We start from the raw sequence: 12,742 nt of genomic DNA on the forward strand, positions 1-12,742 counted from the left end.
CAAGGAGCTCCCGACGTGTTCTCATTGGGGAGTGATAGATCATTACCGGGACGTCCTGCGTCGCGTCGCCTGGCTGGACGCCCTCTGCTGGGTCGTCGTGCAGCCCTTGGGCGAGGACCTCGGCCTCGACGACGTCTTGTGGCGCGTCAACGGTGGCCGCGACCCCCGACGGCGGGTCATGGCCTACCCTCCCGAGGAGGCGCTGGAGGCGGACGAGCCAGTGCTGTTCGCCTTCGAAGGTGAGGGCGGCTGGGGGCTGCTGGAGTTCACCAGCGGTTACCTGTTGTCCGATCAGGCCCTGGCCACGGTCAGCGAGGACGCCCGGGTGTGGATGGCGTCCTGGCACTCCAAGGGCGGTCACACGGTCGTCTATGCGGCCGACGGGCGGATCAGGGCGCGGATGTGGGAGTTCGTCTTCGGCGACCATCGGCAGGAGGACGGCGATCCGTCCGCCCTGGCCGGTTTGCGCACCCTGCTCGACGGCCTGGCCCCCGACGACTTCGACGGCAAGCGCGCCGCCGTGTTCGCCTTCATCGAGCAGACCACCGCAGTGGGTTTCGACGCCGGCCAACTGCTCGCGGAGAACGCGCCCGTCATCGTCCTCGACGTGCCGCGCCCCTGACTGCCACCACTGACCTGCACCATCCGGGTGCGATGCGCCCCGGCGGCGACATCATCCCGGCGCGAGGCAGGACCTCGCGGTGCGGCAGGACGGGGCGTCCCGCTCCCCGGTCCAGGTCGCGACCGAACTCGATCTGCCCTGCAGCCGGCCCTTGGTGGATGGTGGCTGGCAAAGCTCTACCCCGTGGCGTCATGGACGACTTCCGTCATCGGACGGGGCATGGAGCAGGTCGCGTGCCTGTCACCCGCGGTGTGGGCTGTGGCGGTTCACGGCATCGTGGATTGGGATCGGTTCACGACCCAGTTCTGGTTGCCGTAGTCCTTGAAGTCGCAGTGGTACGCCTTGACCACGTTGTCGTGGAACATGGCACCGCCACCGGCGCCGATGCAGAACCCGGGGTAGGCGAGACTACGGATCGACGCCAGCCGGGCAGTCGGGTGGACGACTCCTCCGGCTGAGCTCGCGAGCTGCCATCGCGCGCGGTCTCCAGAAACCGTGCACGAGCCTTGAAAGACGTCCCGCGACCCTTCCGCGTTGAGGACACTGTCCACCACAAGGCAGTGTCCGCCGCCATTGTTGACCTTGATCCGGGTGTTGAAGCGATTGTCGAGGAACTGATAGTCCTGGTTGACCCGGCCATCGCAGCGGTACAGCCCTGTTCTGGCGCCCGCGTCGGAAGAGCCGCCACCGATGCCGATGCAGAATCCCTCGTCCTTCTGATTGCTGATCGGCTCTGACCAGCGGAAGTCGGCGTGGGCCGGTGTGGCGAGGAACTGCGCCGTGAACAACGCGGCGACGGCGAGGATCGAGACCGGTACGACCCGGCGGATGCTGCGGTGCATGGGTCTGCCTCCTTGGCAGGTCCGGGACGGACTGGTCGGGGGATGAGGTGCAATGCCGGTGGAATCAACGCCGGCCGGGTGGGTTTCCCGGCTCCGGCGGTGGATGAACAGCCGCGAAGCGGTCAGCATCTGAGATCCTTCCGAGGTTGTCCGGCCGGACGGCCGGGACCAATGAATCGCGAGCGCGATGATGCGCCTGCAGCCGGTCGTGGGTGCGTCATGGGCAGCCTGCGGAGACCGGTCACGTGGGCGTTGCTCGTCGATGATGCAGCACGCTGACCATGGGAAACACGGGAAAATTACGCGCGCCACCAGTGCTCTCGGGAACACCGAAGACCGACCCCGGGCATCTGCGCGGCGCCTCTTGAAGGCCATCGTCGCCCAGGCCTGGCGCCGCCAGGTACTGGCGACACCCCCGGCTGGTCCGAGCGGCAGCATGGGTGCCGTTGACCGATGTGTCATGGGCTGCCAGGGACGTCGCCCGGCAGCGTGGGCCAGCCTGTACGACAGGTCAGGCCGGACGATCGAGCGCCATCGCGGCGAGATCCGCGATCATCCCGGCTTCCGGAAGTGCCCGGTCGCCGACGCGGACAAGCTGACCGACTGGGTGGCCGTGAACGTCACGCACGCCGAACGACAGTCCGGCCGGATGATCGTGCCGAAGGGGCGGAACCTTCCGACGCCGATCACGCCGTCTGGCCCCGCACAGGTCCAGCCCGTTCAGTCTCGCTTGAGATCCTCGCGCTTCAGCAGCGCAAGGAGCCGGATCCCATCCGCGGCCAAAGCCTCGGCACCGCCTTCCTGCCGATCGATGACGCACAACGCGTGGTCGATCCGAGCCCCTAGATCACGCAACTGACCAGTGGAGATCGCGATCTGCCCGCCCGAGGTCACCACGTCCTCAACGACCAGGACACGACGTCCCTCGATGTCGGCGCCCTCGGCCAGCCGGGCAGTGCCATAGGGCTTCGCCGTCTTGCGCACGAACGCGCAGGGCAAGCCGGTGCGCCGCCCCAGCGCCGTGACCACCGCGATGCCGCCCATCTCCAGGCCGGCCAGCACCTCGGTCCCCTCGGGAACCAGTGACACCATCGCCGACGCCACCTCATCCAGAAGGACCGGATCGGCCTCGAACTGGTATTTGTCGAAGTACTCCCCGGCCACCCGTCCCGAACGCAACACGAACCGGCCACTCAACCGGCAACGGTCACGAATCCGCCGGGCAAGATCCACGTCAGTCACGACACGAGCATGGCAGACCGCCTGAACCGGCCGCTCCACAGGCCACCAGCGCGGCAGCCCGCGGTCGCCCGCATGCCTGACCACTCTGCGAGGCGACCCGGAAGCGGCTGCGGCGGCCGGACTCTCTACGAGGCCGTCCACGACCTGCACCTGCTGCTCACCACCCCGGACCGGCGCAGACAACCGCCCGGCGCGGCCTTCGCCGGTAGTCCCAGCGAAGCACTACTAGGGGTGCCGGTAAGAAACGTGTCATGAGCCCCAAACGGCGTTGATCTTGCAGCTCATCGACCCGTAACCGCCGGGGGTAGACGTCAGGTACGGCGGGCTGTCCGATCTCGGCGTCGCCGGGCGGCGCGGATCTCGGCGTCGGCGACTTTGTCGTCCAGCAGCGCGTACAGCTGGGTGGTCTCGGCAGAGGCGTGGCCGAGGCGGCGCCGAACGGCCTCGATGGACACCCCGGCGTTGATGAGCTCGGTGGCGTGGGCGTGCCGCAGTTGATGGATGTCGATCTCGACGCGTGCGGCGGTGCAGTAGTTCTGCCAGCGGTGGTGAGCGGCGTCGTAGGACAGTGGTCCGCCACGGCCGTTGATGCTGGCGCGGAACAGTGGCCCGGCGGTGTAGCCGGCACGGGCCAGGTAGAGCTTGAGCAGGGCGACGTAGCCGCGGTCGTCCAGCAGCACGGTGCGTACGCTGCCGCCCTTGCCGTGGATGCGGACGTGTTCGTCGTCCAGGCGCAGGTCGAGGTCTTCCACGTACAGGCCACAGACTTCGGAGGCGCGGGCGCCGCACACGTAGGCGGTCTCGAACAGCACCCGGTCGCGCAGCCGGTCCAGCGGCAGGTCCTTGCGCGGCCGCCGTGAGCAGATCACCGCCAGCACCTTGACGACGTCGGCAGCCGCGGCCGGGCGCGGCAGGCTCTTGGGCACCTTGACCGTGTCGATCCGGTCCATCGGGTTGGCCTGCAGCAGGTCGTGCCGGACGGCCCACTTGGCGAAGGTAGCGACGGCGGCGCGCTTGCGCTTACGGCTGGCCGGTGACAGGTCGGCGAGCTCGGCCAGGAACGCGCGAACCGGCGCGGCGGACAGTGCGCCGATCTCCTCGCCGTGGTGGGCGGCGAAGGCGATCAGGTCGCCGCGGTAGGCGCGCCGGGTGTGGGCGGAGGCGCCGGCGTTGGCCAGATCGGTGAGGAAGTCGTCGAGATGGCGGGCGAGCGGGTGTGCGCGGCCGAGCTGCTCGACGATGACCGGATCCACTGTGCCGACCTCCACCATCCGCCGAGTTGCCAGATAACCGGGAAACGAAGCCTCCGTGCCGGACAACAGCCGCCCAGCTCGCGCTACGCAGGTGATCGCTATCTTGCCAGATAACGACAGTTATCTAAGAATCAGTCACGCCTCGACTGAATCGCCAGTGCCGAGGTTGCTATAGTCCTGCCTTCCGATGGGGGCTGGTCCGGCTTCGCTGGCAGGCGACGCCGGCCCGTACGCTGGCTACGTGGCCGCCGATTGCTGTCAGGGTGGCGCCGTCGTAGCTCGTCGGAATGGATGACCTCTTGCTGAGGCCAACCGGCAGGATCGAGCGGCTTCAACGGACCACCCTGCCGTGGAGCACCACTCGCCGAGGGTGTCTTGTGACCGCGAGGTCCTCACGCGGATCCGTGTCGTAGACCACGAAGTCGGCGGGAGCGCCCTCCGTCAGGTTTGCGAGACCGAGCCAGTGGCGTGCGCGCCATGAGGCTGCCTCCACGATCTGGGCCGGGCTCATCCCGGCCTGGCGGTGGAGCGCGAGCATTTCCTGGGCGATGGCCCCGTGGCGGATATCGCAGCCAGCGTCGGTCCCCACGTAGACGGCTACGCCGATCTCGTGCGCGGCGCGGACGAGGGAGCCGAATCCCGCGCTGAGGTCGCGCAGGTGTGCGGCGTAGCGGGGATAGCGGGTTTGCGCCACGGCGGCGATGGAGCGGAAGGTGGCGATGGCGCTCATCGTGGGGACGAGGGCTATGCCTGATCGCGCCATCTCCTCCAGCAGCTCGATCGACAGTCCTGGGCCGTGCTCGATGGAGTCGACACCCGTCTCGACCATCATGGCTGCGCCCGCCTCGCTGAAGGTGTGTGCGGCGACCTTGACGCCCAGGGTGTGCGCGTCCTGGACGGCGGTCTTCACCGAGGCGGCGTCCCACCTGACGAGCAGGTCACCGGACGCGTCGTCGATCCAGTCGCCGACGAGCTTGATCCAGCCGTGGCCCTGGGCGGCCTGAGCGGCGACAGCGGCGGGGAGTTCGGCCGAGGAGCATTCGACGGCGACGCCGGGCAGGTAGCCGCCCGGAGGTGCGAGATGGCGTCCGGACCGGATCACCCGCGGCATGTCGAGGAGCTCGTCCAGCTCGGGGAAGCCGTTCGGTGAGCCCGTGTCCCTGATCGCCAGCACCCCGGTGTCACGGTCGGCCGCAGCCAGGGATCGAGCTTCCCCGGCGCTGGTGACGGGGCTTCCTCCGGTGCGGAGGCCGAGGTGGCAGTGCGCGTCGACCAGGCCGGGAGTGATCCAGCCGCTGTCCACGAGGGTCTCCGCCCTGCTCACCGGCTCCCACGTGACGCGCCCGCCGACGACGAAGAACGTGCACGGTTCGCCATCGGGCAGCAGGCGGCCGTCTACCCGCCAGGCGAGGCTCACGACGCTGCCGCGGAGAAGAAACATGTCACAGGGTATTCCCCCCTTTTCATGCTGGTAATTTTCCGGGCGTGTTTCTGAAATGGTGGCACAATCTGTCGTTTCGGACTCGCTTGAATCCGTTTTCCTTGCTCGACTTCGCACTGGCACACATGACTGACTGTCCGATACTTGGAAACGTCTTACCAGTCTTGACAGTTCCTCGTGTGTTCGCAGATCCTGACGCAGGTGGCGATGAGGGCCGGACCTGAGGTGGGGGCCGGGTAAGGATTCTGGCCGAGAATTGTCGCGATGTGCACACGGATCGGGGGTTCATTCGACCATGCCCGCTGACGTCGACGCGCGTCCGCGTTTCCTTTTATACACCCTGCTCACCGTCGGTCTGGTTGTTCTCCTGTTCGCCGGAGTCGGCGTATGGAATTACCGGCTGAATCCGCTCGCCTATGATCGCGGTCATATCCGCGAGGTCGCCGGCGTGCTGGCGCAGGGACGGAACTACGCCAACTACGACACCAACATCAACTGGCGCGCGCTGCGGCGCGAGCAGATCTACCAGCTGAAGGCCGCCCCCGACGTGGTCGTGTTCGGAGGAAGCCGCTGGTGGGAAGCGCACGCCGACCTGTTTCCCGGCCAGACCTTCTTCAACGCCTGGGTGAGCAACGACCAGGCCGAAGACGCCCTCGCGCTGGCCTACATGCTCGACCGGGCCGGCAAGCTGCCCAAAACTCTGATCTTGAGCCTGCGTTTCATCAGCTTCCAGCCGCCGGCGGAGCGCGAAGCCGCCGAATGGCAGGAGTGGGCCGATGAATATCGGGCGATGGCCACCCGGCTGGGTGTCCCCGCGCACTCCTATTTCGACACGGCGCCCATCAAGAATTGGTCCGGCCTTTTCTACGCTCCCGCCGTTTTCGAGCGAGCCCGGCAGGTGTCGGCGGCCCCTGCAGAACCCGGGCCGACCGCGAACCTGCAGAACCCCGCTCTTGAGGTCATCGCGGCGGACGGCTCCATCCATTGGTCCGATAAAAGCCTCGCGAAGTACACCAAAAAATTTGTTGATGGTGCTGTCCGCAAGGAGCTGCTGAAGATCGGCGATCGAGCGCCGAAGATTGACCCGGCTCTGGTCGATGCCATGGGCAAGGCGATCGGTTTCCTGCGCGGCAAAGGTGTACGTGTGGTGCTGGTGCAGACGCCCTACCATCCGGATTTCTACGCCGAGGTTCAGAAGCGCCCCTTCGGCAAGACGCTGAACTCACTCGAAGCGGTTGCTCAGGACATGAGCAGGCGGTGGGGAGTGATCTCTGTAGGCGGCTACGACCCCGCGAAGTTCGGCTGCGTGGCGGCGGACTTCATCGATCAGATCCACTCCAAGCCCGCGTGCCTGTCGAAGGTCGTTCGCCTGATTCCTGCGGACAAGGGGGTCTGAGGTCATGTCCTTCACCTCCTACACCTTCCTGCTGGTGTTCCTGCCGATCGTGCTGGCCGGCTACTACCTGCTCACTCGCGTGTTCACCAGCCAGAAACCGGCTCTGGCCTGGCTGATCATCGCCTCGCTGGTGTTCTACGGATCGCTGGGCCCCGGGTACCTGCTGGTGCTGCTCGGCTCGGTGGTGATGAACTTCGCGTTCGCCTGGCAGATGAGGCGGCTGCCTGAAGGTGGCCGCGGCAGACGAGCCGTGCTGATCACCGGCATCGTGGCCAACCTGCTGCTGCTCGGCTTCTACAAGTACACCGGCTTCCTCGCCGAGAACATCAACGCCCTGTTCGGCACCGACCTGCGCGCGCTGGCCGCGGTGTATCCGGTGGGGCTGTCGTTTTACACCTTCATCCAGATCGGCTTCCTGCTCGACACCTACGTGGGCCAGATCGAGCGGCTGTCGTTCCTGAACTACCTGCTGTTCGGCACGTTCTTCCCCTACATCACCGCCGGGCCGCTGGTGCGCCAGGGCGAGGTGTTCAAGCAGCTCGACACGCCCGTGCGCGAGCGGACCGGGGTGAAATTCCTCGCCGTGGGGCTGACCTTGTTCGCGATGGGGCTGTTCAAGAAGGCGGTCCTGGCCGACAGCGTCGCCCCGTACGTGGCCACCATGTTCGACACCGCGGGCGCGGGCGGAGCGGTCTCGACCGGGAGCGCCTGGGTCGGCGCGCTGGCCTACACCTTCGAGCTGTACTTCGACTTCTCCGGCTACTCCGACATGGCCCTGGGGCTCGGCTACATGATCGGGGTGCGGCTGCCGCTCAACTTCAACTCGCCGCTGAAGGCCACCAGTCTGGTGGAGTTCTGGCGCCGCTGGCACATGACGATGGTGCGCTTCTTCACCAGCTACGTGTACACGCCAATGACGGCGAACATGATGCGGCGCAGCATCCGGCGCAAGTGGCCGCAGTGGGTGCGGCTGCTGGCGGTGATCTGCCTGCCGGTGTTCGTGACGTTCGTGCTGGTCGGGTTCTGGCACGGGGCGGGCTGGGGGTTCATCATCTCCGGCGCGATCCACGGAATCGCGCTGTCGATCAACCTCACCTGGCGAGAGCTCGGGGCGAAGCGGCGGCTGCCGCGCATCCCGGCACCGGTGGGCTGGCTGCTGATGATGGTCCCGTTGGTCGCCTCACTGGTGTACCTGCGCGCTCCCGACGCCGGCTCGGCCACGCAGATCCTCGCGACCATGGTCGGCCTCGGCGCAGCCGGAGGCGCGAGCGTCGCCCAGTTCTACGGCACCAGCGTGCTGTTCAGTGGCCTCACGGTCGTCCCCGCCGTTCTGTGGACGATCTTCCTGGGGGCGATCGCGCTGTTCTACCCCCGCAACACGCAGGAGATTCTCGGCCGGTACGAGGTGGGGCTGCCTACCATCCCGTCGGAGGAGAAGGAGGCCGGACGCCGGTGGCGCTGGACGATCTCCTGGCGGCCGAATCCGTCCTGGGCGGTCGCCATCGCGGTCATCGCCGGCCTTGGCCTGGTCTTCGCCGGCGGACCCTCGCCCTTCCTCTATTACCGCTACTGACCAAGGAACTGAAAGATGCGACTGGAAGACGTCCTGGCCACCGTGCTGGAGCAGCCGGCAGACAGCTTCACCGACGAGTCCAGCTCCGAGAACGTCCTGACCTGGACCAGTCTGCGGCACGTCACGTTACTCATCGAGGTTGAAAACGAGTTCGGCATCCGGTTCACCAACGCCGAGATGACCACGATGCGCTCTCTCGGCGACATCCGCGCTGCTCTGGAGCGTAAAGGGGTGGCGGCGGCATGAACGCCTCCCCGTTGACCCCTGCTCAGCAGGCGAACTGGCTCGGCCGGCTTCCGGCGTTCGAGCTGGGCGGCTCCGCCGCCCGGCACTATCTGGAAGCCGAGGTGCAAGACCTGGACTTGGCCAGGTACGGCGAGGCCTGGCGGCAGGCGATTCAACGGCATCCCGCTCTGCGCACCGTCATCACCGGGGACGGGCAGCAGCAGATCCTGACCGACGTACCCGCCTACGAACCGCAGGTGGAAGACCTGCGGACGTCTACCGAGGCCACAGGGCGGCTTGAAGCCATCCGGGCCGATATGACAACACAAGCATTCGATCCCACCCGGTGGCCGCTGTTCGAGGTGCGTGTATCGCGGCTGGACGAGCGGCGCAGCAGGGTGCACGTGGCCGTGGACCTCCTGGTCGCCGACGCCGACGGCTTCGCACTGCTCGGCGAGGAGATCTTCACCGGCTACCAAGGCCACCTCAGCGAAGCCGTAACCGAAACCGACGCCGCCCCCGCTGCCCCTGCTGCCCGAGCTGGAACAGCGCCAGCAGGGGCCACCGCGGCCCTGCCGCCGCAGCTTCCCTTGGCGATCGAGCCGCGCCTGCTGGCGCAACCCCTCTGCGCGCGACGGGAGCGCCGCCTGCCGGCACCCCACTGGCTGGCCCTCCGGGAGCATGCCACGGACCTCACTCCTACGGCGGTGCTGGCCTGCGCGCTCAACCAAGCCCTGGCCGCCTGGTCCAAGGAACCGCGCTTCACCCTGGCCTATGCCTCCCGCGACCGCCACCCGCGAGCAGTCGGCGACTTCACTGACCTGACCTTCCTCGACGTCGACGCCGACCCCCGCATCCCCTTCCAGCAGCAGGCCCACGCCCTACAAGCGCAGCTGAACCAGAACCGGCCGGACGGCCTGCTCATTCTGCGCGAGATCGCGCGAACGACCGGGCAGCTCACCGCCGCCCTCGCACCCGTGCTCTTCTGCGACCGGCTGAACTCCCCGACCGGCGACGGCTGGGCCCTGGGCCTGGGGCGGATCGGCTTCACCTCGCATCAGCGTCCGCAGGTGCAACTCGCCCACGAAGTACGCGAAGAGCACGGCGACCTGGTCCTCGTCTGGGACGCCATCGACGCCCTGTTCCCCGGTCGCGTGCTGGAAGACCTCATCGACGCCCATCTGGCGTTCCTCCAGCAGCTCGCCACCGACCCCGGCGCATGGCAGCGGACAGCTCGCGACTGGCTGCCGGCTCAGCAGCATCGCGTGCGGGACCAGGTCAACGCCGCGAGTGCCGCCATCCCGCCGCTCTTACTGCACGAACCGTTCTGGGCCCAAGCCGCCCGCACCCCCGACGCGCCCGCCGTCATCTCCGACAGCAGGACGCTCACCTACCGCCAGCTGCGCGCGGGCGCCACCGCCCTCGGCGCGCGACTGCGCGAGCTCGGCGCCCGGCCGAACACGACGGTCGCCGTCGTGATGGACAAGGGGTGGGAGCAGCCGCTGGCCGTCTTCGGCATCCTCGAATCCGGCGCCGCCTATGTGCCGATCGAGCCCGACCTGCCCGCCGAGCGCCTGCACTACCTGCTCAAGCACGCCGAGGTGAAGCTCGCGCTCACCCAGCAGGGCTTGGAGGTCAAACTGCCCTGGCCGCAGGACGTCACGCCGATGGTGATCGACGAGAGCCTGCTCGACGGCGACGGCGCTTCCGAGCCCAGCCGCCTTCAGAGTCATCGCGACCTGGCCTACATTATCTACACCTCCGGCTCGACCGGCCTGCCCAAGGGTGTCATGATCGACCACCGGGGGGCGCTCAACACCGTCCTGGACATCAACCGGCGCTTCCACGTCACAGCCGCCGACCGGATGCTGACGCTCACCCCGCTCACGTTCGACCTGTCGGTCTACGACCTGTTCGGTCCGTTCGCGCACGGCGGGGCGCTGGTCATGCCGGAGGCCGGCACCGGCCGCGCCCCCTGGAGCTGGGCCGATCTGATCGAACGCCACGACGTCACCCTGTGGAACACCGTGCCCGCCCTCATGGAGATGCTCCTCGGCTACACCCAGGGCCGCCGTCAGCGGCTGGCCCCCACGCTGCGGCTGGTGCTGATGAGCGGTGACTGGATTCCGGTCACCCTGCCCGGCCGTATCCGCTCCCTGGCCGACCACGACATCGACATCATCAGCCTCGGCGGCGCCACCGAAGCGTCCATCTGGTCCATCTGGCATCGGATCGACACCGTGGATTCGAGCCTGCCGAGCATTCCCTACGGCAAACCGCTGACCAACCAGCACTTCGAGATCCTGGACGAGGCGCTGCGCCGCAGACCCGACTGGGTACCCGGCGAACAGTACGTCGGCGGCTACGGCGTCGCCATGGGTTACTGGCGCGACCCGGACAAGAGCGCCCGCGCGTTCATCACCCACCCGACGACCGGCCGGCGCCTCTACCGCACCGGCGACCTGGGACGGTACTTCCCGGACGGCAGCATCGAGTTTCTGGGCCGGGAAGACTTCCAAGTCAAGATCAACGGCTACCGCATCGAACTCGGCGAGATCGAGGCCGCCCTGCTCGATCACGACGCCGTGACCGGTGCCGTCGTCACGGCGATCGGCGCCCGGCGCGGCGAGAAGCGGCTCGTCGCCTACGCAACCCCGGCGGGCACGATTGACTCCGACGAACTCATCAAGACCCTGCGCGACCACCTGGCCGAAAAGCTCCCGTCCCACATGCTGCCGGGACACATCATCATCCTCGACGCGCTGCCCCTGACTCGCAACGGCAAGGTGGACCGCAGGGCCCTGCCCGCCCCGATCACCACACCATCGGCCGCGACCGAATCGGCCGAGCCCGCTGACGGCCTGGAGTCCGCGCTGCTGGCCATCTGGCGCAAGGTGGCAGGCGAGCAGATCACCCTCACCGACGACTACTCCGTCCTGAACCCGCTGGACATCGTCCGGGCCCACCACGCCATCACCCGGATCCTCGCACCGCAGCTGAGCTTGGACGAGCTGTTCCGGCACACCACCATCCGCGCCCTCGCCCGCCGTCTGGCCGCATCCCGGTGACCCATGGCCGTGGTGCTGGTGCGCCAGGCGCGGGACATCCTTGCCCGCCCCCACGACGCCGAGGCCCCGCTGACAGTCCAGGAACGGCAGCGCGCGGCGGCCATCCGCCGCGATGAAGACCGGCAGGTCTTCATCGCGGCCCGGCACCTCCTGCGCCGATGCGCGGCACGCCTCGTGGACGTGCCGGCCGGGCGACTGGCCGTCGTCCAGCGCTGCCCGCTCTGCCAGGGGCCGCACGGCCGGCCGTTCCTCCAGAACTACCCGCAGGTCCACCTGAGCCTGTCGCACTCGGGTGAGACGGTGGCGGCGGCCGCAGACCTGCACCCTGTCGGCATCGACCTCGAACGCCTGGACCAGTCCCCGGCAGGCCCACAGGTTCTGGCCCGTGTGCTGACCGCTCGCGAACGTGAGGTCGTCGAACGCGACCCGGACCCGCATCGCGCGTTCTTGCGGCAGTGGGTACGCAAGGAGGCCCTCATCAAAGCCGGTGCGGCGGACCTGCACACCATGAGCAGCATCGACCTGTCACCACTCCCGCCTTCAGAAGGGTGCCGGCTCCTGCGCCACTGGAGGTTCCTCGACTGGTCCTGCGGCGACGTGCTGGGGTCGCTCGTCACTTCCCTCGGCAATGCAACCAGCGTTACAGTGCAGCCATGGTTACAGTAGATGGTGCGGAGGCGAAGGCCAGGACCGTGCTGTTCGTCTGCCCGCACGGCGCGGGCAAGAGCCGCATCGCTGCCGCCTGGTTCACCGGCGCCGCGCCCCCGGGTTGGACGGCGACAACCGCCGGACTGGAGCCGCAACAGCAGGTGAGCACGCACGCGCCGCGCCTGCTGGCAGGCACAGAAGTGGAGGACCTCCTGGACCTGGAACTGCCCCGGACCGTCCCGGCGCCCCCCGACGCCGACCTGGTCGTGACGATCGACTGCCGGCCAGGCGCGATCCCCGGCGCAACGGAATGGCACCTGCAACGCCAACACTTCGACGAGCACATGAACGCCGAACTCAAAGAACGGGCCCAGCGACTGGCCCGAGAGCTGGCGCCGTGACCGGCGCCACGCCTTCGAGAACCGGGCAGTG

The 12,742-nt window shown here is 67.9% G+C and carries 11 protein-coding genes; 7 read left to right on the forward strand and 4 right to left on the reverse strand.

Translation table 11 applies throughout. The features are described from left to right. The first annotated feature begins 31 nt into the window (after positions 1-31). Positions 32-622 (forward strand): hypothetical protein, encoded by a 591-nt coding sequence (locus FXF51_RS26115; protein WP_148437466.1) that lies wholly within the window; start codon positions 32-34, stop codon positions 620-622. A 266-nt stretch (positions 623-888) separates the two neighbouring features. Here FXF51_RS26115 and FXF51_RS60970 read toward each other — a convergent pair whose 3' ends face one another. The 4 genes from FXF51_RS60970 to FXF51_RS26135 form a co-directional block, all read right to left on the reverse strand. Next, on the reverse strand, positions 889-1,464 hold the full coding sequence (locus FXF51_RS60970; protein ID WP_187414573.1) for an RICIN domain-containing protein: 576 nt from the start codon (positions 1,462-1,464) through the stop codon (positions 889-891). A 720-nt stretch (positions 1,465-2,184) separates the two neighbouring features. Beyond that, on the reverse strand, positions 2,185-2,706 hold the full coding sequence (locus FXF51_RS26125; RefSeq protein WP_148437308.1) for an orotate phosphoribosyltransferase: 522 nt from the start codon (positions 2,704-2,706) through the stop codon (positions 2,185-2,187). A 311-nt stretch (positions 2,707-3,017) separates the two neighbouring features. Next, positions 3,018-3,959 carry a tyrosine-type recombinase/integrase gene (locus FXF51_RS26130; protein ID WP_262379845.1) on the reverse strand — a complete coding sequence of 314 codons (942 nt, stop codon included), beginning with the start codon at positions 3,957-3,959 and terminating at the stop codon, positions 3,018-3,020. Positions 3,960-4,290: 331 nt separating this feature from the next. Beyond that, positions 4,291-5,400, reverse strand: coding sequence for an amidohydrolase family protein (locus tag FXF51_RS26135; protein ID WP_148437310.1), 1,110 nt, complete (start codon positions 5,398-5,400; stop codon positions 4,291-4,293). Between the two features lie 295 nt (positions 5,401-5,695). Here FXF51_RS26135 and FXF51_RS26140 point away from each other — a divergent pair, with 295 nt between their 5' ends. The 6 genes from FXF51_RS26140 to FXF51_RS26165 are packed head-to-tail and all read left to right on the forward strand — an operon-like array spanning position 5,696 to position 12,711. Further along, positions 5,696-6,796: a hypothetical protein gene (locus FXF51_RS26140; RefSeq protein ID WP_148437311.1), complete on the forward strand. Its 1,101-nt coding sequence runs from the start codon at positions 5,696-5,698 to the stop codon at positions 6,794-6,796. A gap of 4 nt (positions 6,797-6,800) precedes the next feature. Further along, positions 6,801-8,369, forward strand: coding sequence for an MBOAT family O-acyltransferase (locus FXF51_RS26145; protein ID WP_148437312.1), 1,569 nt, complete (start codon positions 6,801-6,803; stop codon positions 8,367-8,369). A 15-nt stretch (positions 8,370-8,384) separates the two neighbouring features. Next, positions 8,385-8,615 (forward strand): acyl carrier protein, encoded by a 231-nt coding sequence (locus FXF51_RS26150; RefSeq protein WP_148437313.1) that lies wholly within the window; start codon positions 8,385-8,387, stop codon positions 8,613-8,615. Further along, a complete protein-coding gene (locus FXF51_RS26155) occupies positions 8,612-11,662 on the forward strand; it encodes an amino acid adenylation domain-containing protein (RefSeq protein WP_148437314.1) in 3,051 nt (1,016 codons plus the stop codon). The genes FXF51_RS26150 and FXF51_RS26155 overlap by 4 nt, the downstream gene beginning before the upstream one ends. A gap of 3 nt (positions 11,663-11,665) precedes the next feature. After that, the gene (locus tag FXF51_RS26160) at positions 11,666-12,328 is read left to right on the forward strand and encodes a 4'-phosphopantetheinyl transferase family protein (protein WP_148437315.1); all 663 of its coding nucleotides are present in this window, start codon (positions 11,666-11,668) and stop codon (positions 12,326-12,328) included. After that, entirely contained in the window at positions 12,316-12,711 is a 396-nt protein-coding gene (locus FXF51_RS26165) for a hypothetical protein (protein WP_148437316.1), read from the forward strand. The genes FXF51_RS26160 and FXF51_RS26165 overlap by 13 nt, the downstream gene beginning before the upstream one ends. The last annotated feature ends 31 nt before the right edge of the window (positions 12,712-12,742 follow it).

The organism is Nonomuraea sp. PA05, from assembly GCF_008086045.1.
Lineage (GTDB): Bacteria > Actinomycetota > Actinomycetes > Streptosporangiales > Streptosporangiaceae > Nonomuraea > Nonomuraea monospora.

What these genes read in the sequence shown, in the direction of transcription:
- FXF51_RS60970 (WP_187414573.1), bottom strand. Translation starts at nt 1,464, where the DNA reads ATGCACCGCAGCATCCGCCGGGTCGTACCGGTCTCGATCCTCGCCGTC.
- FXF51_RS26135 (WP_148437310.1), bottom strand. Translation starts at nt 5,400, where the DNA reads ATGTTTCTTCTCCGCGGCAGCGTCGTGAGCCTCGCCTGGCGGGTAGAC.
- FXF51_RS26140 (WP_148437311.1), top strand. Translation starts at nt 5,696, where the DNA reads ATGCCCGCTGACGTCGACGCGCGTCCGCGTTTCCTTTTATACACCCTG.
- FXF51_RS26145 (WP_148437312.1), top strand. Translation starts at nt 6,801, where the DNA reads ATGTCCTTCACCTCCTACACCTTCCTGCTGGTGTTCCTGCCGATCGTG.
- FXF51_RS26150 (WP_148437313.1), top strand. Translation starts at nt 8,385, where the DNA reads ATGCGACTGGAAGACGTCCTGGCCACCGTGCTGGAGCAGCCGGCAGAC.
- FXF51_RS26155 (WP_148437314.1), top strand. Translation starts at nt 8,612, where the DNA reads ATGAACGCCTCCCCGTTGACCCCTGCTCAGCAGGCGAACTGGCTCGGC.
- FXF51_RS26160 (WP_148437315.1), top strand. Translation starts at nt 11,666, where the DNA reads ATGGCCGTGGTGCTGGTGCGCCAGGCGCGGGACATCCTTGCCCGCCCC.
- FXF51_RS26165 (WP_148437316.1), top strand. Translation starts at nt 12,316, where the DNA reads ATGGTTACAGTAGATGGTGCGGAGGCGAAGGCCAGGACCGTGCTGTTC.